The organism is Clostridium sp. ZBS15 (genome assembly GCF_023845705.1).
GTDB classification, from domain to species: domain Bacteria; phylum Bacillota; class Clostridia; order Clostridiales; family Clostridiaceae; genus Clostridium; species Clostridium aquiflavi.
In genome coordinates, this window is the sequence record NZ_JAMQHY010000051.1 from 91014 (window position 1) to 112605 (window position 21592).

Consider the following 21592-nt stretch of genomic DNA (forward strand, 5'->3'; position numbering starts at 1 on the left):
ATATATAAGTAAATATTGATGGAACGCCGTATGAGTTGGAAACTCTCGTGTACGGTGTGGAGGAGGGGAAAAGGTAGAGATTACTTCAAAGCCTTACCTATTCTATTTTACAAAATGTGTTATAATAGCAGGTTGAACCAATTGTTTGTAGAACGAATAATATATAATATATAGAATATTTACTAATGAATATAAAGTGATTACCATAAAGCAGGTGTCTAAAATGAATAGTATGTTTAATGGAATTGTGTTTAATATAAAGCGAGGATATTATAGATATATTGGTTCTGGTTCTAGTAGAGACGTATTTGATTTGGGAAATGGATATGTAATCAAAGTAGCAAAAAATAGAGCTGGAATTGCACAAAATAAATCTGAGTATAATATTTCGCATTATGATAATTCAGGTCTATTTGCAAAAGTTGTAGATGTTTCAAATAACTTTAACCTGTTAATAATGGAAAAGGCAGACAAGATATATAACATTTCAGATGTATGGAAGTACTTCAATGTTAGAGGGAAAAGAGGATTGTTTAGTTTAAAAGAACTAAACAATATTTTGAGGCACTATAATTTACTATTGAATGATTTGAAGAGGGAAAGTAGCTGGGGAATGATTAATGGAAGATTTGTAATAATTGATTATGGTTTTACAAGAGAAGTTTGCACAAGATATTATTAATCTTTTTATAGATAAGGTGAGATACCATATTATTTGATTTTTATAAATGAATAATGTGGTATTTTTTAGTAAGCGATATAAGTAAGTTGATAATATGAATTTGCATTTTCTGTTTCACAATATTTATTAAATAATAATATATTTACAATATATGTTATAATTAATTTGTAATAGTAATTTATAGCACTAGGATTAAAGATGAAAAAATCATAAATTATGTTATTACAGAATAGAAAAAACAGATTGATAATATAAAGGAAAAAGTTCATGGTATATACATTTAGAAATAGTAGATGGTGAATTATCTAAATTATTAGTCAATATATAGTTTTAATAAAATATAGTGATAAGCATAATATTAGTAATAAAACAATAAGAATGAGAGGAAGAGCATTAATGGATATTAAAATTAGACAAGTATCTATAGAGGATTTAGATTCGGTAACAAAAGTGGAGGCAATCTGTTTTCCACATACAGAAGCAGCGACTAAAAAATCTTTTGAAGAACGTATTAAAACATTTCCTGAAAGTTTTTTTGTAGCAGAAATAGATAGAAGAATAATTGGTTTTATTAATGGGTGTGTCATAAATGAAACTGTTATATATGATGAACTCTTTGAAGATTCTAGATTACATATTCCATATGGAGATTACCAAACAGTTTTTGGACTTGATGTTATACCAGAGTATCGTAATCAAGGAATTGCAGCTAAGTTGATGAATTATATGATAGAAATATCAAGATTAGCAGGGAGAAAAGGTGTTATTTTAACTTGTAAAGAAAAGCTTATTCATTATTACACAAAGTTTGGATATAAAAATCAAGGTATATCTAAATCAGTACATGGTGGAGCTGAATGGTATGATATGATTTTAGAATTTTAAATTTAAATAAGCAGTCTAAGTTTTAAATAAAACAGTAGACTGCTTGTTTACATAATGAACAAGTTTAAATTATGTGATTTTTAATTTTTCTTATTGTATAAAACATAATAACAATAAAATTCAATTCTTTTACTTATAAGAATGTAAGCCATAGATACTAATTGGAACATTCCCATAAGTGCTATGTAACAACTAAGAAGTGTTAAAAAAATATCACCATTAGATGAACTAAAACTTTCGGATATAAATTTAAAAGATACGATACCACCTAGTAGAGGAAGTATAGCAATTTTTTTATGTCCATTTTTTATTGTATGTAAAAAGAAGAATAGTACGCCTATTTCTAAAAGGCCTTGTGCAATGCCATCATACATATCTTCTAATCCAAAAATTGATAATATAACATAAAATAAAATGATTATAACCCTAAAAGCTATTAATACAGCTTGTATAATATTTAAGGTTCGTCTACTTTCTGCAATTAATTCTGGTTCTGGAAGGCTTTGATTAAGTCTTTCTTCCATAATTACCTCCTTGTATTTACATAAATTAAAAAAGTTGCTATACAAGTATAACATATTTTGTAATAATTAGTAATATAAAAATAGAGCGAATTAAACTAAAAAGTAAATTATCTATATTTACAAAATGTAATGTATTTAAGTATAAAAGAAGAATGTAAATATAAAATTGTAGGAACTGAACCGCAGATCCAGTAGTGAAATAAAAGTATTGATGAAAATAAAAGCGTGGGCAGAACTTTATTCTAAACGAATTGGAGAAGTTAAGTGAATTTAAAATCAGTAAGTATTTTAGGAATAGTACTAATAATATTTAGATAAAAATGGAGGACAGTATGAAAAGAGCACTTTTAGTTGTAAAGAAACTTTTAATAATATTTTGGTGGCAAGATATAGGGAAATCTAATATTTTTGTAAGAATATTAAATTATATATTTGCATTTACTCTAAGTTTTGGAGCTTTTTCTTGGACATATTTGTCTAATATGAACTTAATTCTTAAAATAATTGTAGGAACTTATGGTGTTCTTACGTTTATGTCATTTTGGCCAGCTTCAAATTTATTGGATGAAGAATCTGAAGTTAAGGGATCTATATTTTATATTTTTCAAAATACACTTATCATATTTTCATTTATAATTCTTTTAAGATATATAATTAAGGAAGAAAAATATTAAAGAAAAAGATAGAAATTTTGGACACTGCATTTAATAAATTAAATCTTCATAGAATTGATTTAGGGGTATTCGATTTTAATGTATCTGCAATTACGTGTTATAAAAAAGCAGGATTTAATATTGAAGGAAGTTTTAGAGAATGTAGAAAAATAAATGAACAATATTGGTCATTGCTCAATATGAGCATTCTTGAAAGTGAGTATAGGAATTTAAAATGACATTAAAAAAGAACTATGAATCTCTGAGAGAAGAGGAGAAAGAAATCATTGATACTTATGGAAAAGTAGTGAACTTTATGGATAAAGAGACAATTGTTATATTAAAATGAATATATTAAGAATTTGTTTTTAAGGTCGTTTAATGAAAGGTAGAGATTAAATAAAAGGTCTCTACCTTTTGTTTTATTATAGATTTGCGATTTATAGTGATAGATTTACATACACATAGATAACTTTTACGTTATAAACCTATACATACAAAAAATATATTATATGGTAAAATTAATAATATAAAAATATAGGTATTTATTCAAATTACTCAAACTAATTGAATATTAAATAAATACAATTATTAAAATTAAATAACAAATTAAACATATAGAAAGTTCGGAGGTAAACTTAATGAAAAAATTTTCAAAACTGTTAGCACTACTTCTAGCAACGCAACTTACTTTAGTATGTGGAGATAGAAATAAACCTGTTAATGCTGCAATCAACACATTAGAAAAGAGTGATTCTAATTATTCTATTAATGTAAATGGAACAATTAAAGAAAAGGCAAATACGCTTGTTGAAAAGTATGGTGTAACAAGTGTTCAATATACAATTATGGATGATGGTAATATAATATCATCAGGAAGTAGTGGGGTATATAGTAAAAATAGTAATAGGAGTATAACTAGTGATACTATGTATGGGATTGGTTCAACATCTAAGACTTTTACAGCAGCTGCTATAATGAAATTAGTAGATATGAAAAAAGTTAATTTAGACAAGCCTATTGTAAATTATATTCCAGAGTTTGTAATGAAAGATGAAAGATATAAAAAAATAACGACTAGAATGTTGCTTAATCATTCATCAGGAATTATGGGGAGTGCATATTCAAGAACAATCTTATGGGATGATAATGATACAATTGCCCATGATAAATTATTAGAGCAATTAAAAACTCAAAGATTAAAAGCTGAACCAGGTAAATTTTCTGTGTATTGTAATGATGGATTTACACTTGCGGAAATATTGGTTGAAAAAGTAAGTGGACAAAGCTTTACAGATTTCATTCATGATAATATAACAATACCATTAAAAATGGATAATACAAAAACTACACAAGATGGATTTAATAGAGATAAGCTTGCAAAAACTTATAGTACAATTGCACCTACAGTAGATACACCACCAGATAGTACAAACATAATTGGTGCAGGTGGGATATATTCAACAACACAAGACTTGTGTAAATTTGGGAATATATTCACAAAGAATGGTACATTGCTTTCAGCAAATTCTGTTAATCAGATGATAAGTGGTGAATACAAAAACGGTTTGTGGTTAGATAACATAGATAATACTGAAAATATTTTTAACTATGGACTTGGCTTTGATGGAACAGATATATTTCCATTTAGTCAATATGGTATAAAAGCTATTGCAAAAGGCGGAGATACATTACTTTATCACAATGCTACTGTTATATTACCAGAGTATAATATGGTTGTAGCAGTATCCTCAACAGGTGGAAGTAGCTTATATAATGAGGTCTTAGCTTGCAATATGTTACTTGATGCTTTAAAAGAAAAGGGTATTATTCAAGAAATAAAAAGTGATAAATCTTTTGATAAGCCAACTAAAACCTTAATAGATGATGATATTAAAAAGTATGAAGGAACATATGGTGCATCAGGACAAATTATCAATGTAAAGATGAATGAAAATGGTACAATGACAGTTTCAAATACATCACTTTTAGCGAAAGCACAGGATACAGAATATATTTATAATGGTAACGGAGTATTTTTGAAAAAAGATGGTAGTGAAAAAATTACTTTTGAAAGTAAGGACGGTAAGATTTACTTAAGATCTGATTCGTATATAAAATTGCCAGGAGTTGGAGAAACAGCAGTGGCACAATATATGGGACAAAAATTAGAGGAAAATAAGTTAACAGTAGAAGTAAGTAAAGCCTGGGAAGATAGAAATAACAATAAATATTTTAATCTAACAGATAAGTATAATTCTGAAATATTTAGTGCTTTGCCAGCTTTTATAACTGTTAATTTTAATAATGGTTATCAAATGTCTAACAAAATCATAGATGCAAATAATTCTATTAGTGTTATTGAAGTTCCTGTAATGGCAGGAAGGGATACATTTGATTGTAATTTCTTTAAAGAAAATAATATTGAATATATGAAAGCAGCTGAAAATATATTAATTAGTCAAGATGGTCTAAAAGAAATCATAAAAGGTAACAGCAGTTGTACTATAAAAGATGATGGATACAATATATGGTATAAGGTCAATGATAATTTAGAAGGAAAAAAACTTACAGTAGAATTACCTGAAAATAGTGGATTTTTAGTATATACAAAAGACGGTGTATGTACAAACCAAAGCGCATTAACTAAAAATAATACTGCAACATTATCAGGTGGTGGTTATATAATGTTTGGTGGTGAAAAAGGTAGCAAAATTGATATTACAATAGAGTAGATCAGATAAATTTAATATCACATATAATGGCAGCATTATATGTGATGTTTTTTAGCAAAATTAAGTAGAATTATTAAAGTAAATATAAAAATACCTGGAATTAACGTATTTAAAGTTAATTCTAGGTATTTCATTTTATGAATATTTTAAACTTCATATTGGTACTATATTTCCGTTTGATGTAAATAAGGGCTTCGAAATATTTACTATAGAATTAGAACTAGGTTGTAATCATATATCTACTCCTCATAATGATGGTGTTGATGAATACATTATAGTTACTGAAGGACAATTTGAAATAAACATAGATGATAAAATACATTTGAGGTAAGTTCTTTTTTTAGTTGAAAATTTACCAATACTTATCTATAAATTATCTAACTATTATTTTTTCTGGAATAAAAACAAGGCAAGACCCAATAGAATCAGCATTATACCTATGCCTTGCTGTAAAGAAACAATCTCATCTAAAATGAAATAAGCGAGAATGCAAGTTCCTATTGTCTCCCCTAAAATACTCATTGATATAACTGATGTACTTAACCATTTTAACAACCAATTTAAAATGGTTTGTCCAAAAATAGTTGCAATAAATGCTAGACCAATAAAGTAGTACCATGTATGTAAAGAATAATGAATAAAAGATACTTGCTGACTATAAGCATAAACAGCTAAAAAAAGTGCACTACTTGAATATCCAATTATTGAATAAGGAACAAGTGATAAATTTTTTCTAACATAATGACCAACGAAAAAATAACAAGTAATCATACCTGCTGCTATAAAGGCAAGTAAATCACCAAAGAAGGCTTGATTACTTACTTGAAAATCTCCCCATCCTATAATAAAACAACCAATGATTGCGATAAAGCAACCAGTTAAGGCTCCTTTACTGAAACGTTCTTTAAATAAAAAATATCCACCAGATATCGAAAAGAGTGGTTGCAATGTAACTATAACTGTTGAACTTGCAATGGATGTATAATTTAGTGATTCAAACCATAAAACATAATGAATTGCTAAAAATAAGCCTGATAATAGACCAACCCCCCATTGTCTTTTTGACAGTGAAAGTAATTCTTGGCGATTTTTATTGCTAAATAATAAAAATGGTAAAAGTATTAATGTTGAAAAAAATAACCTATAAAATGCTATGACTGATGAAGGAGCATCTGCTAATTTTACAAAAATGGCTGAAGTCGATAGTGCAAATACTCCAAAAAATAAAGCTAAATATCTACTAATTCGTGATTTCATTAATCTATCTCCTTTTGTTTATTATAAAAAAATATGTATAATATAATGTACAAGATGATTATATTATATTTGTGTTATGAAAAGTAGCTTTATTTTAGATGTTTAATATGTTAGCACAAAACAGATAAAAAATACATTATTATTGAAAGGAGATCATACTATGAATTACCAACGTTTAGGTCAAACTATACTTAGTTATCGTAAGAAGAATGGTATGACTATTCGAGAATTTGCAGATTATTCAGGTATTAGCACATCGCTTATTAGCCAAATTGAACGAGGACAGGCAAATCCATCACTAAATGTATTGGAACTAATTGCAAAAGCATTAAATGTACCACTTTTTACACTTTTCATTAATGATATTGATACTGATTCACTAATTTCAAAGAAAAAAGATCGTAAAAAAATTTATCGTGAAAATAATGATCATATTGTTTATGATGTATTAACACCAGATTTTATGAAAGCACATATTGAGCTATTAATGATGGATTTAAATTCTCATTCAAGTACAACTGAAAGTCATTATTCACACATTGATAAAGAAGAAATTGCTGTTGTTATGAAAGGTCAGGTATATGTTGAATTGGAAGGTATAGAGTATTTTTTAGAAGAAGGAGATGTTGTACGCATTCCTCCTAATGTAAAGCATAAATTTATAAATAAAAGTAGCCAAATAAATAATATCTTATTTGTACTTACTCCCTCACTTATTTAAGTATTTGGATAGTATAGTAAAAACATTATATTTATTTATATTTTATTATAGGTTGTTGAATAAATATAATAGAATATTTTCTCATTAAAAACACATTATAAGATTAATTAAATAAATATTATGGAGGATTGCAATGAAAATTTTAAAGAAATTATTAATATTTATTATGATTTTAGTTATTATAATGGTTTTACCAATAGAAATTTCTAAAAATAATGCATGTGCTAATTCAAATTTTAATAAAAGAGCTCCTATTAAAATAGGAGTATTCCTACATAACTTTGATGACTATCTTTCTCTTGTAAAACAAAATTTAGAAACTATTCAAAAAGAAAATCAAGATAAAGTTGAATTTACTTTTTTTAATGCAAAAGAAAATCAAGCTATACAAAATGAAAGTATTGATAAAGCTATTAAAGAAAATTTTGATCTTTTAATTGTGAATTTACATACTTTAAAATTAGATGAAGTAGGAGATACTCTATATAAAATAATTAAAGAAAATATTCCATTAATTTTATTTGGAGAGCCAGATGAAAATTTAATAAAGTTTATTGGACGTTATGGTGTCTTTATAGCAAGTTCTGGTGAAAACTCTGGTATTCTAGAGGGAAAAATTCTTGCTGATGAATGGATGGATCATAAAGAAACTATAGATAAAAATCGCGATAACATATTGCAGTATATTATGTTAAAAGGTAGAATTGGTGACCCAATAGTAAATCAAAGAACAAAGTATGCTCTTTCAACACTTAATGAAGCTGGAGTAAAAACAGAAGAACTTGCATCAGTCAATGGTGAGTGGAGTAAAGATTTAGCTAAAGAGGCTATTGAATCTCTATTTTTAAAATACGGCAACAAAATTGAAGCTATAATTTCAAATAATGATTCTATGGCGATAGGTGCTATTGAAGCCTTACAAAAATATGGGTATAACAAAGGTAATAAATCAATGACTATTCCAGTTGTTGGAATTGATGGAATACCAGAAGCTATTGAATTGGTTAATAAAGGATATATGACAGGTACAGTTATCCAAGATCCTGGTGCTAATGCTGAAGCTCTTTATAAGGTTGGAATGAATCTAGCTTATAGAAAGCCTGCTATTGAGAATACAAATTATAAATTTGATGATACAGGAGCTGTAATTCGGTTGCCTTACAAAGAATATAAAAAGGAATAAAAATATTTACTCCTTAAATTTTTTCTCCAATTAGAATTATTAAAAAATAAAAAGTAGTTAATTATTATTTTTTAATTTCATAGTTTTACAATATAAACATAACACTAAACTGCCAATTTAAGTATATTAGTCTGGCAAATCGGTATTCGGAAAGGAAAAGACATGATTATAAGAAAATATAAACCATTAGATTGTATGGTATTAGCCGAATTATTTTACAATACAGTTCATTTAGTCAATGCAAAAGACTATACAGAAGAACAGTTAAATGTATGGGCAACGGGAAGTATAGATTTAAAGGAATGGAATAAATCCTTTTTAGAACATTTTACAGTTGTTGCCATTGAAGATAATGTTATAGTCGGATTCGGAGATATCGATAATAATGGATATTTAGATAGACTGTTTGTTCATAAGGATTACCAAAACAAAGGAATTGCAACAGCAATTTGCGATAAACTGGAAAAATATGTTTGTATGGATAAAATTAGTACCCATGCTTCAATTACTGCAAAACCTTTTTTTGAAAAACGAGGTTATAAAGTTATTAAAGAACAGCAGATTGAGAGAAAAGGTATTATATTAATAAACTATGTTATGGAGAAATAGGAAAATTAAATCAATATTACCTAAAGACTTCTTTAAAATATGGCATTGGATTATTGATACTTCTTACAATCTTAATTGCAGTATTTTCATCCTAATTATCTAATCTCTTTGTTTCAAGTGCTAGTATACCTCAAATAGTTAAAGAATATTTTTTAAGATAGCAACAGTTAATTTAAGATTAATTAGACAACTGATGCCATTAATATAATTATTTCTATTTTATTGATTATAATAAGTATGGGAATAATTTGGTTTAAAGAAAAAAATAATTAGTATATAATGATTTTGTAAGGTTTAAAAGTAAGGAAGTGATGATATGGAAGAAAAATCAATAGACTTGAAAAGGCATGCTTATAATAAATTATTAGAATGGAAAAACAGTCATACTAATAAAGTATTATTAGTAGAAGGTGCAAGACAAGTTGGAAAGACTTACTTAGTAAAAAAGTTTGCTAATGAAAATTATAAGCATATAATTTATATTAATTTGTTAGAAGAAACTGGCGAGGATTTACTTGCAATTTATGATGTAATAAAAGAAGAACGATTAACAGGGAAATTAGATAGAGAAAACATAAATTCTTTAAAAGAAATGTTTAAGAGATATTCTAAAAACTTTAAAGATAATGAAGAATGCATAATTATAATAGATGAAATACAAGAATCTTATAAAATATATAATATGATAAGGCAATTTGCAAGAGAATTTAATACACATTTTATTATGACAGGAAGTTATTTAGGAAGAGTTGTAATGCAAAAGGAATTTTGGTCTCCAATGGGGGATGTGGACTTCTTAGAGATAAAGCCATTATCATTTACAGAGTTTATTAGTGCTCTTAACTTAGAAAAAACATATGAATCTTTAGACTTATATGGAAAATCAGCTAAAGAAGACTATAAGGTTATATATGATAAATATAAAGATTATTGCAAAGTAGGTGGATACCCTAAAGTAGTCTGTGAGTATTTAAAAAACAACTTAGACAATATTAATAATTTATTTGAAAAATTGTTAAGGGTATTTTGCGAAGAATCTGCAAGATACTTTGATGGTGATATATTAAATGCTAGAATTTTTGAAGATTGTGTAACTGCAATAATAAAAACTCTTACAAGTAGTAAAAAAGGATTTAAAGAAGACAGTTATGCTGAAGAATTAAAGCAGATTATTACTAAACAATATTCAAGTAACATAACAAAAGAAAATACTAATAGAGTATTACAATGGTTTTATACTTCAAAATTTGTTAAAGATTGCGATAAGCTCATAGACTTTGATTTTACTAATGTAAAGAAAAGTCAAAGGTATTTTCTTTCTGATGTAGGTATGGCAAATTATATCCTGGAAAAAGCTAATATATTAGTATCAGAAACTGAAGGGGTATTAAATCAAACCTTTGTATATCATTGTTTAACAGAAAAAATACCTTTGGCTTCTATGTTTGCAGTATATGGCGATGGTGAGTTAGATTTTGTTTATAGAAATAGAGAAAATGGATATGTTTATGGTATAGAAGTTAAATCAGGGAAAAATATAGGAAATACCATAACTAAATCATTAGCAAATGGAAAAATAGATTTTGCAGTTTATTTTAAAGGATTAACAAAAGGTGGAATTGCCAATAAAATATATACAATTCCAATATATTTATTACCTAGATTTAATTTTGAAGAATTAAAAAAGTAACTAAATGAAAGATATCATATAAATGATATAACTTGTATAAAATCAAAAAAATATATTAAAAAATCTTTCATTTTATCTTGGAGGATTTTTTATTTTTTTTGATAAATTTGATGAATTTTAACAAAGATATTATATTAGAAGTACGTTCATTTAACATACGTGCAATAAAATGTTATCTCCAAAATGGGTTTGAAAAGATTGATTTCTATAAGAAAATAAAATCTCCATTTTTTACTTTACTATTTAAACAATAAAGTTTATCATATGGAACACCCTGATTTTGAGAAAAAAGGTATATATGAATATGATAATGAGGAAGTAGCAATTAATCATATTAATGCTATAAAAGGGATAAATGGTATTACAAAATTTTTTAATGAAAGATTTTAATTTATTGCACGGATTATTTACAGCAGGGGGTGTATTAAATTGAAACTTATTACATTAACAAGTAGTTATAAAACTGAGTGAAAAAGTTTGATTAGTGAGTTTGAAGAGAATGGAGAAAAAATAATTGCTACAGCGAGGTAAAATAATATAGTTAAAAACATAAAAGGATGGAAATTAATTACCGTCCTTTTATGTTTTTTTTAATTAGCCTCATCAGACTTTGATTCACAATTCTCTTCAATCTTTTTGACTCTTTTTTTATAGATTGATGAAAATACAGTTAATGTAACAAAGGCTAAAGCAAAAACTGAAATTAACATAATTATTCCTGTAGCGATTGAATTTAGTAATTTTTCATATTTCAAATATGAAGATATAAAAGACGTTACACCACATAAAACACCTGATATTGAACTGACAATGATATTAGTTTTTATGTTTGCTTCTAATTTTCTATCCCAAATTCCATTTTTCAAGCATGCAAAAACAATGTATATAGAAAGGCACATGAATACAATCAACTCACCTATAATATCTCCTTTACCAATTGATGATTGAATGAGGATAGTGGCAAAGAGTCCCCAAAATACAAACCACATGCCATTTCGTTCAATTTTTAAAAGTTTTTGTTCTTGCATTTCATCTAATTTATTTTTTCTTTTATTCATCATTTTCTTCCTCCCAAAATAAATCATCTAGTCCTTTTCCCAATGCTCTGCAAATGGCTCGGCATAGCTTAATCGTTGGATTATAATCGCCCTGTTCAATAGCATTCATTGTTTGCCTAGAAATTCCAACTTTTTCAGCAAGTTGTTTTTGCGTCATATCAAGTTGAGCACGAGCAACTTTTATAGGAATATTTCGTCCCATATAATCACCTCCATATTTCTATATTATTATAAAAGTTACTTTATGTCAAATATATACGACATATATAAATAAATATTTTAATTTTATCAAGTGCAAGGCTCCTAAGAATATACTGAATCATATCAAAATTCACGTGATTTAATAAAAGCAGATGTTAAAGATTATTCAAGTAATATTTTATTAGATATACATGGAGATGCAGTAAATAGTATTAAATGTGATAAAAAAAAGATAACATTAGTTCTTGCTAAAAATAGTCCTTATTATGAGAATAATAAGGTATTTGCTGAAAATTTATTACAAAATATAAATAGTTCAAATGAAATTAAAGCAGAAATAATTTCGTATAATCGTGGTAAGTTATGCTTTAATCAGGATTTATCTAAAAATGCGTTACTTATTAATTTGGGAAATAACATGTCTAGTGACAGTGATATAGAAAAGTGCGTAAATGTACTTGTTTCAGCTTTAAAGAAAACTCAAAAGAATAGTTATGAATATTAATTAAATGTTTTTAAATTAGGGTGTATTTTAAAGCAATGTTGATAAATGAATTATGATTAAAGTGGACAATCACATGATTGTCCACTTTAAGAATTTTAATTATGTAAATTTAGTTACTTTTAGATGATTTTATTTTTTTAACAATATAAGTTATTGTATATCCAATTATCCATAATACTGAGTAAATTAAAACATATTCAAATGCTGAATCATTTAAATATATTTTCATCAATATTATATAATCTAACATAGACACTCCAAATGAAAATATTAGATTAACTATATTTGTATTATTTACAGCACATAAAATTCCTTGTATTAAAAATAATAATGGAAATAGTAAAAGTAATGATATTATAAAAAGTCCTTTAAAATCTATTCCCTTTGTATTGTAGACATCCATATTAGTAAATGAGATTACTGTTAATAGGCTCATTAATATTGCTGGAAAGAAAATTATAATTATATTTTTCTTTTTTATGGAGATCCCCTCCCCTTTGTTTATTCATATATTGATTAATNNATTAATCAATATATGAATAATATTTAAATTACAATATATGTTATAATTAATTCGGAATAGTAGATTTAAATAAAGTGTGAATAAAATATTTTTTATATAATTCACAGACAAATAGTAATTTGTGGAGGAAATAAGATATGGCTTCTAGTCAAGAATATTTAGATTTCATTATTGAACAATATTTCTTATAGAAAAATGATGGGAGAATATATTTTATATTTTCAAGGAAAGATTTTTGGAGGAATATATGATGATCGTTTTTTGGTTAAGATAACCAAAGTGAGTAGACAGTTGATGACAGAGGCAACTGAGGAATTGCCTTATGATGGTGCAAAACCAATGCTTTTGATTGATAATGTTGATAACAAAGAATTCTTATGTAGATTGATTACGGAGATGTATGAAGAACTTCCTACTCCAAAGGTAAAAAAGAAAAAATAATTTTTAAATTTAAGGTTGAGTACTTTAAATAGTAATTTATCTATATAAAATATAAATTATTGGAGGCATATGATATGTTTGAATCAAGATGTGGAGTTTGTTGTAATCAATGTAAAAGAAAAAACGAAGTACATTGCACTGGATGTATAAAAATGAAAAAACCTTTTTGGGGAGGACAATGTGGTGTTAAGTCTTGCTGTGAGGGAAATCAATTAGACCATTGTGGAAAATGTATAGATTTTCCTTGTGAAATGCTCTCAACAATGGGCGCAGAACAGGGATTTAATCCAATTCCTAAAATTGAACAATGTAAAAAGTGGGCAAAAGAATAAAAAGGTGATTTAAATTATAAGGAGACAATGATAATGAAATTTGGAGAAATTAAAGTAGAATTAAAAGATGGAACAGAATGCATTTTAAGAAGCCCAGATGAACAGGATGCAGAAAAAATGATTGAATATTTAAAAATGACATCAAAAGAAACATATTTCATGGTTAGATATCCTGAAGAAATTAGAACTACGGTTAATAAAGAAAGAGAGCACCTTAAGAACAATTTGATTAGTGATAAAGACATAATGATTGCTGCATTTGTAAATGATGAACTTGCAGGTAATGCTAGTATTACCTGTGTGAGAAATCATCTTAAACTTAAACATAGAGCAGTATTTGGAATTTCTATTAAAGAAAAATATTGGAACAATAGTATTGGAAGTATACTTATTAAAACCATAATTGAACAAGCAAAAAAGATGGGATATGAGCAAATTGAACTTAGTGTATTTGCAGATAATAAAAAAGCAAAAGTTTTATATAAAAAGTATGGATTTGAAGTTTGGGGTACTACAAAGAATGCATATAAACTTAAAGATGGAACATACCGTGATGAAATTATCATGGGGAAAATTATAAAATAAGTATCAATTTAATCTAAATAAAAAGATATTACTTGTTAAATAGCTAAATACAAACAGTAAGTTGTGGGTGAGATAGATAACATGTATAAGATAATTAAAAAAGCTAATAATGGTTGGGAAGTACATAAAGTTGCAGGGAGTGATACGATTTCCATTGTAAAGTACAGTGCAAATCATCAGGATATAAATAAATTAATAGAAGTATTACAATTTTTATATAAAAATAAAGTTTTAGAAGGATCAATTGATATGAATCTGGCTATGCAAGATGAATATTTGCAGGAATTTTCAATAGGAGAGTATCAGTTTATTATAAATTTAGATTTTTGGGAAACTTTTATTTTTTATTCAAAGCAAAAAGATGGAAACTCATATGTGATGAAAGTTTTTGATAAATTAGCCATAGACACTAATTAAAACAATAGTTTTAGGTTGAGTATATAAATAGTAAATTTGTAGAATAGTTTAATTCAGTACGAACAATAATTATTTTAAAGTGTTACAAGTAATAATGGATTTGGAGGTAATAAAATGAATAGACTGAAATTAGTTTTGCCAAATGTCGAATATAAAGAAATTTTAATGGACTATAAAAAAGAGTTTATTAAAAATGGAGATAGTATAGATGGCTCAGCAGGATTGGCAAATTCAAAATCATTTGAAGAGTGGTATAAGGCTTTTAAGGACAATTTAAATGAGGAAACTGTTAGAGACGGTTTGGTACCAGCGACAACATATCTCGCTTTAGATAAAAGTGGAAAATTAATTGGAATGATTGATATTAGACATAGGTTAAATGAATATTTATTAAATTTTGGAGGGCATATTGGATATAGTGTTAGAAAATTAGAAAGAAGAAAAGGATATGCAACAGAAATGTTAAAATTAGCATTAAAAAAATCCATTGAATTGAACATAAAAGAAGTTCTAATTACTTGTGATAAAGAGAATATTGCATCTGCTAAGACTATTATTTCAAACGGTGGAGTATTAGAAAACGAAATATTTGACCCAAATGATAATACTATAACTCAAAGATATTGGATTAAATTAGTAGATTTATATAAATTCTAATTTGGAAGGAAAATTTTTGATGATAACTAAACATGTAATAGTAGAAGATTATAATCCAAAATGGAAAGAGAGTTTTGAAAGTATAAAAGATGAATTATTAGCAGTTTTATTTGGAAAAATTATTTCAATTGAGCATGTAGGAAGCACATCTGTGGAAGGATTAGCAGCAAAGCCAATTATAGATATTGATATTGTGATTGATAGAAATTTTGATGAAGTTAAAAAAGCATTGGAAACCCTTGGTTATATTCATGAAGGCGATTTGGGAATATATGGTAGAGAAGCGTTTAAATATTCAAATAAACCACATTTGATGGTACATCATTTATATGTATGTGGTAAAGACAATAAAGAGTTATATCGTCATGTTACTTTTAGAGATTATCTAAGAAAGCATAAAGAAGATAAAGATAGGTATAGTGTTATTAAAAAAAAGATGGCATTAAAATATCCTGAAGATATAGATTCTTATATTAAAGGAAAACAACCAATAATTTTAGAAATATATAAGAAATGTGGATTAGAAAAATAAGTTTTAAGTTAAGATTGGGTGTTATAAATTAAATAAACAGTTAAAAGAGAAAGGCTTACAATTTAAGTAAAGTTATAAGAAGTAACAGGGAGAACAAAATAATTATGAATAATTTAATAAAGAAGATAATAAACAATAAAGAATATAAGAAAATCTTGAAATTCACATTTATACTCTATATTTTTCGAATCAACTATATAAAGAAAGTGCTGTTTGAAAATACACGTAGATTAACGCTTAGTCAATATGGTTTACTGTTTTTGACGATATTAGGGGCAACTGTACTTATGGGAACTTTAATATTTATTGGAGTTAGGGTTTGCAATATGTTTTATGCAAGATATAATGTACCAAAAGTAAAAGGAAAAGAATGGTCATTTGGATTTGGAGAATTAAAATATTTTTTAGTATATAAGAAAAATTGTAAAGTTTGTGGAGCAAAAATGAAAAAAAATACTAGTGAAGAGTATAAAGGTATAGTAAGGAATACAAATATAGATGGGTATGTATCAGATGTAGAAACGTATAAAGTTAAAATTTTTTATTATTGTCCAAAATGCAATAAAAAATATTCTTTAGAAGAATTAGCAGTGGAAATAGAATAATTATAATCTGAATTATTGCACTTTTGGAAAGAATACAGATTTGGAAACTATGGGAATGGAATAATAAAGTTTATTAACTTGAAATATAGATATTTTATTTGTAAATTTATTTATTATTTTACTTTAAATGGATAGTATGATATATTTTATTAAGACTAATATTTTAGGTTATTCATAATGTAAAAATAATTGGTTTATTTATAATTCAGTTATTTCTACATTACGTATTAATCTTTTTAAAGGGTAATGACATATCCAAAGATTCATTTCCATTTAATAAATCTTAAATCTCAATTTTAATTATAAGCTGTGTTTTAGAGTAATATGAAATTGTAGTATTAAGATTTAGTATCTATCTATAGCATTTATACTATAATGACATTATAATTTAAAAATACAATTAAGTTAAAATGAGAATGTCAAATATTTAAGGTAAGAAGATGAATAGTTATGTTAAAAAGTGAAGTATCTAAACAAATTACAACACCACTAACAGCTCCAGCATTCCCAAGAGGACCTTACAGGTTCCATAACCGTGAATATTTTAATATTATATACCGTACTGATGCTGATGCTTTACGCAAGGTTGTACCAGAACCTTTAGAATTAGGAGATGATCCTTTAGTTAGATTTGAAATGATGGCTATGCCTGATACAAGTGGATTGGGATCTTATACAGAATGTGGACAAGCTATACCAGTAAGCTATAATGGTAAAAAGGGTGACTATTTGCATATGATGTATTTAGATAATCAGCCAGCTATTGCCGTTGGAAGAGAACTTAGTGCATATCCTAAAAAACTTGGTTATCCTAAGCTATTTGTTGATTCAGACACACTAGTTGGTACATTAGATTATGGAAAATTAAGAGTAGCAATAGCAACTATGGGGTATAAGCATAAACAATTAGATCTAAATGAAGCAAAGGAACAAATTTGTCGTCCTAATTTTATGTTAAAAATTATACCTAACTATGATGGAACTCCAAGAATATGTGAGCTAATATCTGCACAAATTAAAGACATTACTGTACATGAGGCATGGACTGGTCCTGCAAGATTACAATTATTTGATCATGCTATGGCACCATTTAATGACTTACCTGTAAAAGAAATAGTTTCAAGTTCTCATATTCTCACAGACTTAACACTTCCATCTCCCGAGGTTATATATGATTATCTTAAAAAGTAATTTAATATATTAATAAATAAAATAAATTGCAAACTGTTATAAATAATTAAAAAATCTAAGTTAAGAATATGGTTTCTATTTAGTATAGAGATCATATTCTTTTTTTAGTATTTAGAAAATTAGAAAAGTTTTAATAAATGTTTAAAACATAGTCATTTTTGAAAGCAATAATAAAGAATTATCAAACTACAATTTATACTACGAATTCTTAAAATTATTTATATCTATTAAAAGGTTTTCAGAAAAATTAAAAAAATTCGATATTTTTTTTAATTTTCCTATAACTGTTCTTTAGAATTTATGATATAAAAATATATAACCAGCTCTCGTTTTGTTAACGTTTTATCTAGCTGTGAGTAATTTTATTGAATTTAAATATTGATTTTGGATAATTTAGTGATAATATACTATTTATACAAACATTTCAATAAATTTACAAAGAAGTAATTAAATAAGAAAATTATAGTATTTTTATAATTAATAAAACTTTTTATAACATCTTACTATTTTCAAGTAGCACCATATATCCAAATAACTCAAATTTTTCAATCTTATAGAAATTTTTACTAAAGTAGTTCAATATAGTAAAAATTAATAAAAGCTTTAATTAATGATTTGTTTTAATTAAATTCAAATGCCAACTCACCATTATAATACAATATTATATGGTTTAAAATATAGTCTAATTAATAAAAAATACAAATCAAAAGCTCTTATGGGTTTTTGTGTGAAAATTTTATAACTATGAGGAGGAGCAATATGGAAAGAAACTTATCAGTATTATCGCAAACAAATGATTTAAAAATTACAAAAAGAACTGAAGATGACAAATCTAATAATAAAGAATCATATCTAGGAGTATTTAAAAAAGTTGAAAATGCTATTACAAAGGCAATTTATGCACAAAAGAAATTAAGTCTTTATTATACAAAAGAAGATAGGGAAAGAATTATAAAAGGTATAAGAAAGGCTACATTGGAGAATAAAGAAATATTAGCAAAAATGATTTTAGATGAAACACACATGGGAAGATATGAAGATAAAATATTAAAGCATGAATTGGTAGATAAATATACTCCAGGTACAGAAGGCTTTACAACTTTTACTATTGCAGGACCTACAGGTGAAGTTATAACTTCTGCAAGGAATTTTACAAAACAAAGAAGATGTGTACTTGCAGGTTAGATGATAGATCAATACAATCATTTCAATATATTTAGCAGTTTTATATGAAGTATTATATATTCTAAAAAAAGAAGGAGATATTAACATGAATAAAATAGTTAAGCTTGAAGATCTAAAGTCTATTTTTAAAGATGGAATGACAATTATGATTGGTGGTTTCTTAGATTGTGGAAGTCCTGAAACCATAATTGATATGTTGGTAAATTTAAATATAAAAAATCTAACTATAATAGGAAACGATACCGGATACCCAGATAAAGGCATAGGTAAATTAGTTGTAAATGGTCAGGTAAAAAAGGTAATAGCTTCTCATATAGGGACAAATCCTGAGACCGGAAGGAGAATGAATAGTGGGGAAATGGAGGTGGAACTTTCTCCACAAGGAACATTAATTGAAAGAATACGTGCGGCAGGTTCTGGTTTAGGTGGAGTACTAACATCAACAGGAATAGGAACAATTGTAGAAAAGGGAAAACGTAAGATTTTAATTGATGGTAAAGAATATTTATTAGAACTTCCATTAAAAGCAGATGTTTCACTAGTAAAGGGAAGTATAGTAGATGAATTCGGAAACACTTGTTATAAAGGAACTACAAAAAACTTTAATCCTTATATTGCAATGGCGGCTGATACTGTAATAATGGAAGCTGAAAATTTAGTTGAATTTGAAGAATTAAATAGGGAAGATATAATGACTCCAGGTGTATTAGTAAATTATATAATAAGGGAGGAAATTTAAGTGATTACAGATAGTAAATTAGCAAGACAAATAATTGCAAAAAGGGTTGCAAAAGAATTAGAGGACGGACAACTTGTAAACCTTGGAATAGGACTTCCAACATTGGTTGCAAATTATGTACCAAAAGACAAGCATGTATTCTTTCAATCTGAAAATGGAATGATTGGAATGGGTGCAGTACCAACATCAGGACATGAAGATGCAAATATAATAAATGCTGGTGGACAATGTGTAACAGCATTACCAGAAGCAGCATTCTTTGATAGTTCTATGTCCTTTGCATTAATTAGAGGTGGACATGTTGATGCTACTGTACTTGGAGCTTTAGAGGTAGATGAGGAAGGTAGTATAGCTAATTGGATTATTCCAGGTAAAATGGTGCCAGGTATGGGTGGAGCTATGGATTTAGTAACAGGTGCTAAAAAAGTAATTGTAGCCATGCAGCATACTGGAAAGGGAAAACCTAAAATTCTTAAAAAATGTAGATTACCATTAACTGCAAAATCACAAGTAAACTTAATTATTACAGAACTTTGTGTAATTGAAGTAACAGATAAGGGATTATTTTTAAGGGAGATTAGTGATTATACAACAATCGATGAAATTAAGTCTTTAACAGAAGCAAATTTAATTATTCCAGATGATATAAAACGTATGGCTGTATAAAATTTATAGCATGATGGCTTTTTTATGAGAGTTTAGATGATTTTATATAAAAACAAAATTATCCACTATTTAGTTTGGATTTATGTTTATATATTTAGACATAAATCCAATATGAATAAAGCGTTTATTACAGAATACTTTTATTATAATAATAAGTTGGTAAAACAATATAATAATGTGATATTTACAATATGTTATAATTATCCTAAATAAACAATTTACATAATATAGAGGTAAAATATATGATATTAGAAGTAATAAAAAATGTTCTTTACGAATTGAATAATTTGGTATTAAATACATGATATAATTAAATAAAAATTACATATGGCTTAGTGAATTGTAGACGAGCTGTTAATGAAAGGAATTACTTTAAATGAAATACATAAAAAAACTTCCAGATACAGATAAGGCGTTAAGTGAAAAACTTACATTAAACAATTGGAAAAAAATAAAAGAGCCATCTAATTTTACATGGACTATTTTATTATCTACACCATTTATGTTGATAAATGGCGCAATTGAAATGTTTATTTTCTATAACTTATATACACCACTACAAGATTTCTTAAAAAGCAATGAAGGATTCAACATTACATTGGAATTACATTTAGTAACATTATTATTTATCCCTGTTATCTTTATTTTTATTACAATACATGAATTCTTACATGCGTGTTTTATTCCAAATGTTTTAAAATCAGATAAAACATATTGGGGAATAAATGGCATTTGTGGATTTGTTACCACCTCTGAAAAAATAAAGAAAAGTAGATTTTTGCTTATTTCTAAAGAGGACCCTATGTCAAGGTCAGAGTATTAAAAGGTTATGAAGCTAGTAAAAGATGATTTCTATATTGGTTAGGAGTCATCTTTTTTAAGTTCCATTGCTATCTATAATTATTGTAATAGTCTATTTAGTCTTCAATAGAATCAATTACATCACTAAGAGTGTGACACTTGCTAAAATCAATTTCATCCTTCATATGGCCGAAGAACGATTCTTGTGGCGCATT

Annotated in this window: 26 protein-coding genes and 3 pseudogenes; 23 read left to right on the top strand and 6 right to left on the bottom strand. The window is 26.6% G+C overall.

Going from position 1 to position 21592, the window contains the following annotated elements:
- Positions 1-223: 223 nt before the first annotated feature.
- Both NG904_RS14535 and NG904_RS14540 read left to right on the top strand, forming a co-directional pair.
- Positions 224-682 (top strand): hypothetical protein, encoded by a 459-nt coding sequence (locus NG904_RS14535; protein ID WP_252232346.1) that lies wholly within the window; start codon positions 224-226, stop codon positions 680-682.
- Between the two features lie 396 nt (positions 683-1078).
- Positions 1079-1567 (top strand): GNAT family N-acetyltransferase, encoded by a 489-nt coding sequence (locus NG904_RS14540; RefSeq protein ID WP_252232348.1) that lies wholly within the window; start codon positions 1079-1081, stop codon positions 1565-1567.
- An 80-nt stretch (positions 1568-1647) separates the two neighbouring features.
- Here the strand turns inward: NG904_RS14540 and NG904_RS14545 are convergent, their stop codons facing one another.
- Complete coding sequence (locus NG904_RS14545; protein WP_252232349.1) at positions 1648-2091, bottom strand: hypothetical protein; 444 nt, start codon at positions 2089-2091, stop codon at positions 1648-1650.
- A gap of 332 nt (positions 2092-2423) precedes the next feature.
- Between NG904_RS14545 and NG904_RS14550 the strand changes: the two genes are divergently transcribed.
- From NG904_RS14550 to NG904_RS14565, 4 genes and pseudogenes are all read left to right on the top strand, one after another.
- Entirely contained in the window at positions 2424-2765 is a 342-nt protein-coding gene (locus NG904_RS14550) for a hypothetical protein (RefSeq protein ID WP_252232351.1), read from the top strand.
- 17 nt (positions 2766-2782) lie between these two features.
- Positions 2783-2983, top strand: coding sequence for a GNAT family N-acetyltransferase (locus NG904_RS14555; RefSeq protein ID WP_252215467.1), 201 nt, complete (start codon positions 2783-2785; stop codon positions 2981-2983).
- 402 nt (positions 2984-3385) lie between these two features.
- Positions 3386-5479 (top strand): serine hydrolase domain-containing protein, encoded by a 2094-nt coding sequence (locus NG904_RS14560; RefSeq protein ID WP_252232353.1) that lies wholly within the window; start codon positions 3386-3388, stop codon positions 5477-5479.
- A gap of 163 nt (positions 5480-5642) precedes the next feature.
- Positions 5643-5795: pseudogene (locus NG904_RS14565) on the top strand (cupin domain-containing protein); the annotation flags it as partial.
- A 68-nt stretch (positions 5796-5863) separates the two neighbouring features.
- Here NG904_RS14565 and NG904_RS14570 read toward each other — a convergent pair.
- A complete protein-coding gene (locus NG904_RS14570) occupies positions 5864-6736 on the bottom strand; it encodes a DMT family transporter (protein ID WP_252232355.1) in 873 nt (290 codons plus the stop codon).
- A gap of 160 nt (positions 6737-6896) precedes the next feature.
- On the opposite strand from NG904_RS14570, the gene NG904_RS14575 reads away from it, so the two are divergent.
- From NG904_RS14575 to NG904_RS14590, 4 genes are all read left to right on the top strand, one after another.
- Positions 6897-7457 (top strand): helix-turn-helix domain-containing protein, encoded by a 561-nt coding sequence (locus NG904_RS14575; RefSeq protein WP_252232357.1) that lies wholly within the window; start codon positions 6897-6899, stop codon positions 7455-7457.
- A 133-nt stretch (positions 7458-7590) separates the two neighbouring features.
- Positions 7591-8640, top strand: a complete 1050-nt coding sequence (locus tag NG904_RS14580; RefSeq protein WP_252232360.1) for a galactose ABC transporter substrate-binding protein — start codon at positions 7591-7593, stop codon at positions 8638-8640.
- A gap of 162 nt (positions 8641-8802) precedes the next feature.
- Complete coding sequence (locus tag NG904_RS14585) at positions 8803-9249, top strand: GNAT family N-acetyltransferase (protein WP_252232362.1); 447 nt, start codon at positions 8803-8805, stop codon at positions 9247-9249.
- A gap of 316 nt (positions 9250-9565) precedes the next feature.
- Positions 9566-10939: an AAA family ATPase gene (locus tag NG904_RS14590; protein ID WP_252232364.1), complete on the top strand. Its 1374-nt coding sequence runs from the start codon at positions 9566-9568 to the stop codon at positions 10937-10939.
- Positions 10940-11529: 590 nt separating this feature from the next.
- Here the strand turns inward: NG904_RS14590 and NG904_RS14595 are convergent.
- Together NG904_RS14595 and NG904_RS14600 are read right to left on the bottom strand one after the other, a co-directional pair.
- A complete protein-coding gene (locus NG904_RS14595; RefSeq protein WP_252232366.1) occupies positions 11530-11997 on the bottom strand; it encodes a DUF6773 family protein in 468 nt (155 codons plus the stop codon).
- Positions 11990-12199, bottom strand: coding sequence for a helix-turn-helix transcriptional regulator (locus NG904_RS14600; protein WP_017353070.1), 210 nt, complete (start codon positions 12197-12199; stop codon positions 11990-11992). The genes NG904_RS14595 and NG904_RS14600 overlap by 8 nt, the downstream gene beginning before the upstream one ends.
- A gap of 141 nt (positions 12200-12340) precedes the next feature.
- Here NG904_RS14600 and NG904_RS14605 point away from each other — a divergent pair, with 141 nt between their 5' ends.
- On the top strand, positions 12341-12703 hold the full coding sequence (locus NG904_RS14605; protein WP_252232393.1) for a stage II sporulation protein P: 363 nt from the start codon (positions 12341-12343) through the stop codon (positions 12701-12703).
- A gap of 109 nt (positions 12704-12812) precedes the next feature.
- Here NG904_RS14605 and NG904_RS14610 read toward each other — a convergent pair whose 3' ends face one another.
- On the bottom strand, positions 12813-13139 hold the full coding sequence (locus NG904_RS14610) for a hypothetical protein (RefSeq protein ID WP_252232368.1): 327 nt from the start codon (positions 13137-13139) through the stop codon (positions 12813-12815).
- A gap of 224 nt (positions 13140-13363) precedes the next feature.
- Here NG904_RS14610 and NG904_RS14615 point away from each other — a divergent pair.
- The 12 genes and pseudogenes from NG904_RS14615 to NG904_RS14670 all read left to right on the top strand — a co-directional run bounded on the left by NG904_RS14615 (position 13364) and on the right by NG904_RS14670 (position 21399).
- Positions 13364-13667, top strand: a pseudogene (locus NG904_RS14615) (TfoX/Sxy family protein).
- Positions 13668-13741: 74 nt separating this feature from the next.
- Complete coding sequence (locus NG904_RS14620) at positions 13742-13999, top strand: DUF3795 domain-containing protein (RefSeq protein WP_252232370.1); 258 nt, start codon at positions 13742-13744, stop codon at positions 13997-13999.
- Positions 14000-14032: 33 nt separating this feature from the next.
- Positions 14033-14584, top strand: a complete 552-nt coding sequence (locus NG904_RS14625; RefSeq protein WP_252232372.1) for a GNAT family N-acetyltransferase — start codon at positions 14033-14035, stop codon at positions 14582-14584.
- Positions 14585-14665: 81 nt separating this feature from the next.
- Positions 14666-15001, top strand: a complete 336-nt coding sequence (locus NG904_RS14630) for a hypothetical protein (RefSeq protein WP_012425411.1) — start codon at positions 14666-14668, stop codon at positions 14999-15001.
- A 114-nt stretch (positions 15002-15115) separates the two neighbouring features.
- Positions 15116-15658 (top strand): GNAT family N-acetyltransferase, encoded by a 543-nt coding sequence (locus tag NG904_RS14635; RefSeq protein ID WP_252232374.1) that lies wholly within the window; start codon positions 15116-15118, stop codon positions 15656-15658.
- A gap of 19 nt (positions 15659-15677) precedes the next feature.
- Entirely contained in the window at positions 15678-16190 is a 513-nt protein-coding gene (locus NG904_RS14640; protein ID WP_252232395.1) for a GrpB family protein, read from the top strand.
- Between the two features lie 104 nt (positions 16191-16294).
- The gene (locus NG904_RS14645; RefSeq protein WP_252232376.1) at positions 16295-16795 is read left to right on the top strand and encodes a hypothetical protein; all 501 of its coding nucleotides are present in this window, start codon (positions 16295-16297) and stop codon (positions 16793-16795) included.
- 450 nt (positions 16796-17245) lie between these two features.
- The gene (adc, locus tag NG904_RS14650; RefSeq protein ID WP_252232378.1) at positions 17246-17986 is read left to right on the top strand and encodes an acetoacetate decarboxylase; all 741 of its coding nucleotides are present in this window, start codon (positions 17246-17248) and stop codon (positions 17984-17986) included.
- A gap of 759 nt (positions 17987-18745) precedes the next feature.
- Entirely contained in the window at positions 18746-19171 is a 426-nt protein-coding gene (locus NG904_RS14655) for an aldehyde dehydrogenase family protein (protein WP_252232397.1), read from the top strand.
- Between the two features lie 85 nt (positions 19172-19256).
- Entirely contained in the window at positions 19257-19910 is a 654-nt protein-coding gene (ctfA, locus tag NG904_RS14660) for a butyrate--acetoacetate CoA-transferase subunit A (RefSeq protein ID WP_252232380.1), read from the top strand.
- A complete protein-coding gene (locus NG904_RS14665; RefSeq protein ID WP_012423599.1) occupies positions 19911-20576 on the top strand; it encodes a 3-oxoacid CoA-transferase subunit B in 666 nt (221 codons plus the stop codon).
- 376 nt (positions 20577-20952) lie between these two features.
- The gene (locus NG904_RS14670) at positions 20953-21399 is read left to right on the top strand and encodes a hypothetical protein (RefSeq protein ID WP_252232382.1); all 447 of its coding nucleotides are present in this window, start codon (positions 20953-20955) and stop codon (positions 21397-21399) included.
- A 67-nt stretch (positions 21400-21466) separates the two neighbouring features.
- Here NG904_RS14670 and NG904_RS14675 read toward each other — a convergent pair.
- Positions 21467-21592 (bottom strand): annotated as a pseudogene (locus NG904_RS14675) (IS3 family transposase); the annotation flags it as partial.

What these genes read in the sequence shown, in the direction of transcription:
- NG904_RS14645 (WP_252232376.1), top strand. Translation starts at nt 16,295, where the DNA reads ATGAATAATTTAATAAAGAAGATAATAAACAATAAAGAATATAAGAAA.
- NG904_RS14635 (WP_252232374.1), top strand. Translation starts at nt 15,116, where the DNA reads ATGAATAGACTGAAATTAGTTTTGCCAAATGTCGAATATAAAGAAATT.
- NG904_RS14590 (WP_252232364.1), top strand. Translation starts at nt 9,566, where the DNA reads ATGGAAGAAAAATCAATAGACTTGAAAAGGCATGCTTATAATAAATTA.
- NG904_RS14540 (WP_252232348.1), top strand. Translation starts at nt 1,079, where the DNA reads ATGGATATTAAAATTAGACAAGTATCTATAGAGGATTTAGATTCGGTA.
- NG904_RS14580 (WP_252232360.1), top strand. Translation starts at nt 7,591, where the DNA reads ATGAAAATTTTAAAGAAATTATTAATATTTATTATGATTTTAGTTATT.
- NG904_RS14610 (WP_252232368.1), bottom strand. Translation starts at nt 13,139, where the DNA reads ATGAGCCTATTAACAGTAATCTCATTTACTAATATGGATGTCTACAAT.
- NG904_RS14535 (WP_252232346.1), top strand. Translation starts at nt 224, where the DNA reads ATGAATAGTATGTTTAATGGAATTGTGTTTAATATAAAGCGAGGATAT.
- NG904_RS14640 (WP_252232395.1), top strand. Translation starts at nt 15,678, where the DNA reads ATGATAACTAAACATGTAATAGTAGAAGATTATAATCCAAAATGGAAA.
- NG904_RS14655 (WP_252232397.1), top strand. Translation starts at nt 18,746, where the DNA reads ATGGAAAGAAACTTATCAGTATTATCGCAAACAAATGATTTAAAAATT.
- adc (WP_252232378.1), top strand. Translation starts at nt 17,246, where the DNA reads ATGTTAAAAAGTGAAGTATCTAAACAAATTACAACACCACTAACAGCT.
- NG904_RS14575 (WP_252232357.1), top strand. Translation starts at nt 6,897, where the DNA reads ATGAATTACCAACGTTTAGGTCAAACTATACTTAGTTATCGTAAGAAG.
- NG904_RS14595 (WP_252232366.1), bottom strand. Translation starts at nt 11,997, where the DNA reads ATGAATAAAAGAAAAAATAAATTAGATGAAATGCAAGAACAAAAACTT.
- ctfA (WP_252232380.1), top strand. Translation starts at nt 19,257, where the DNA reads ATGAATAAAATAGTTAAGCTTGAAGATCTAAAGTCTATTTTTAAAGAT.
- NG904_RS14570 (WP_252232355.1), bottom strand. Translation starts at nt 6,736, where the DNA reads ATGAAATCACGAATTAGTAGATATTTAGCTTTATTTTTTGGAGTATTT.
- NG904_RS14620 (WP_252232370.1), top strand. Translation starts at nt 13,742, where the DNA reads ATGTTTGAATCAAGATGTGGAGTTTGTTGTAATCAATGTAAAAGAAAA.
- NG904_RS14585 (WP_252232362.1), top strand. Translation starts at nt 8,803, where the DNA reads ATGATTATAAGAAAATATAAACCATTAGATTGTATGGTATTAGCCGAA.
- NG904_RS14550 (WP_252232351.1), top strand. Translation starts at nt 2,424, where the DNA reads ATGAAAAGAGCACTTTTAGTTGTAAAGAAACTTTTAATAATATTTTGG.
- NG904_RS14560 (WP_252232353.1), top strand. Translation starts at nt 3,386, where the DNA reads ATGAAAAAATTTTCAAAACTGTTAGCACTACTTCTAGCAACGCAACTT.
- NG904_RS14625 (WP_252232372.1), top strand. Translation starts at nt 14,033, where the DNA reads ATGAAATTTGGAGAAATTAAAGTAGAATTAAAAGATGGAACAGAATGC.
- NG904_RS14670 (WP_252232382.1), top strand. Translation starts at nt 20,953, where the DNA reads ATGAAATACATAAAAAAACTTCCAGATACAGATAAGGCGTTAAGTGAA.
- NG904_RS14545 (WP_252232349.1), bottom strand. Translation starts at nt 2,091, where the DNA reads ATGGAAGAAAGACTTAATCAAAGCCTTCCAGAACCAGAATTAATTGCA.
- NG904_RS14600 (WP_017353070.1), bottom strand. Translation starts at nt 12,199, where the DNA reads ATGGGACGAAATATTCCTATAAAAGTTGCTCGTGCTCAACTTGATATG.
- NG904_RS14630 (WP_012425411.1), top strand. Translation starts at nt 14,666, where the DNA reads ATGTATAAGATAATTAAAAAAGCTAATAATGGTTGGGAAGTACATAAA.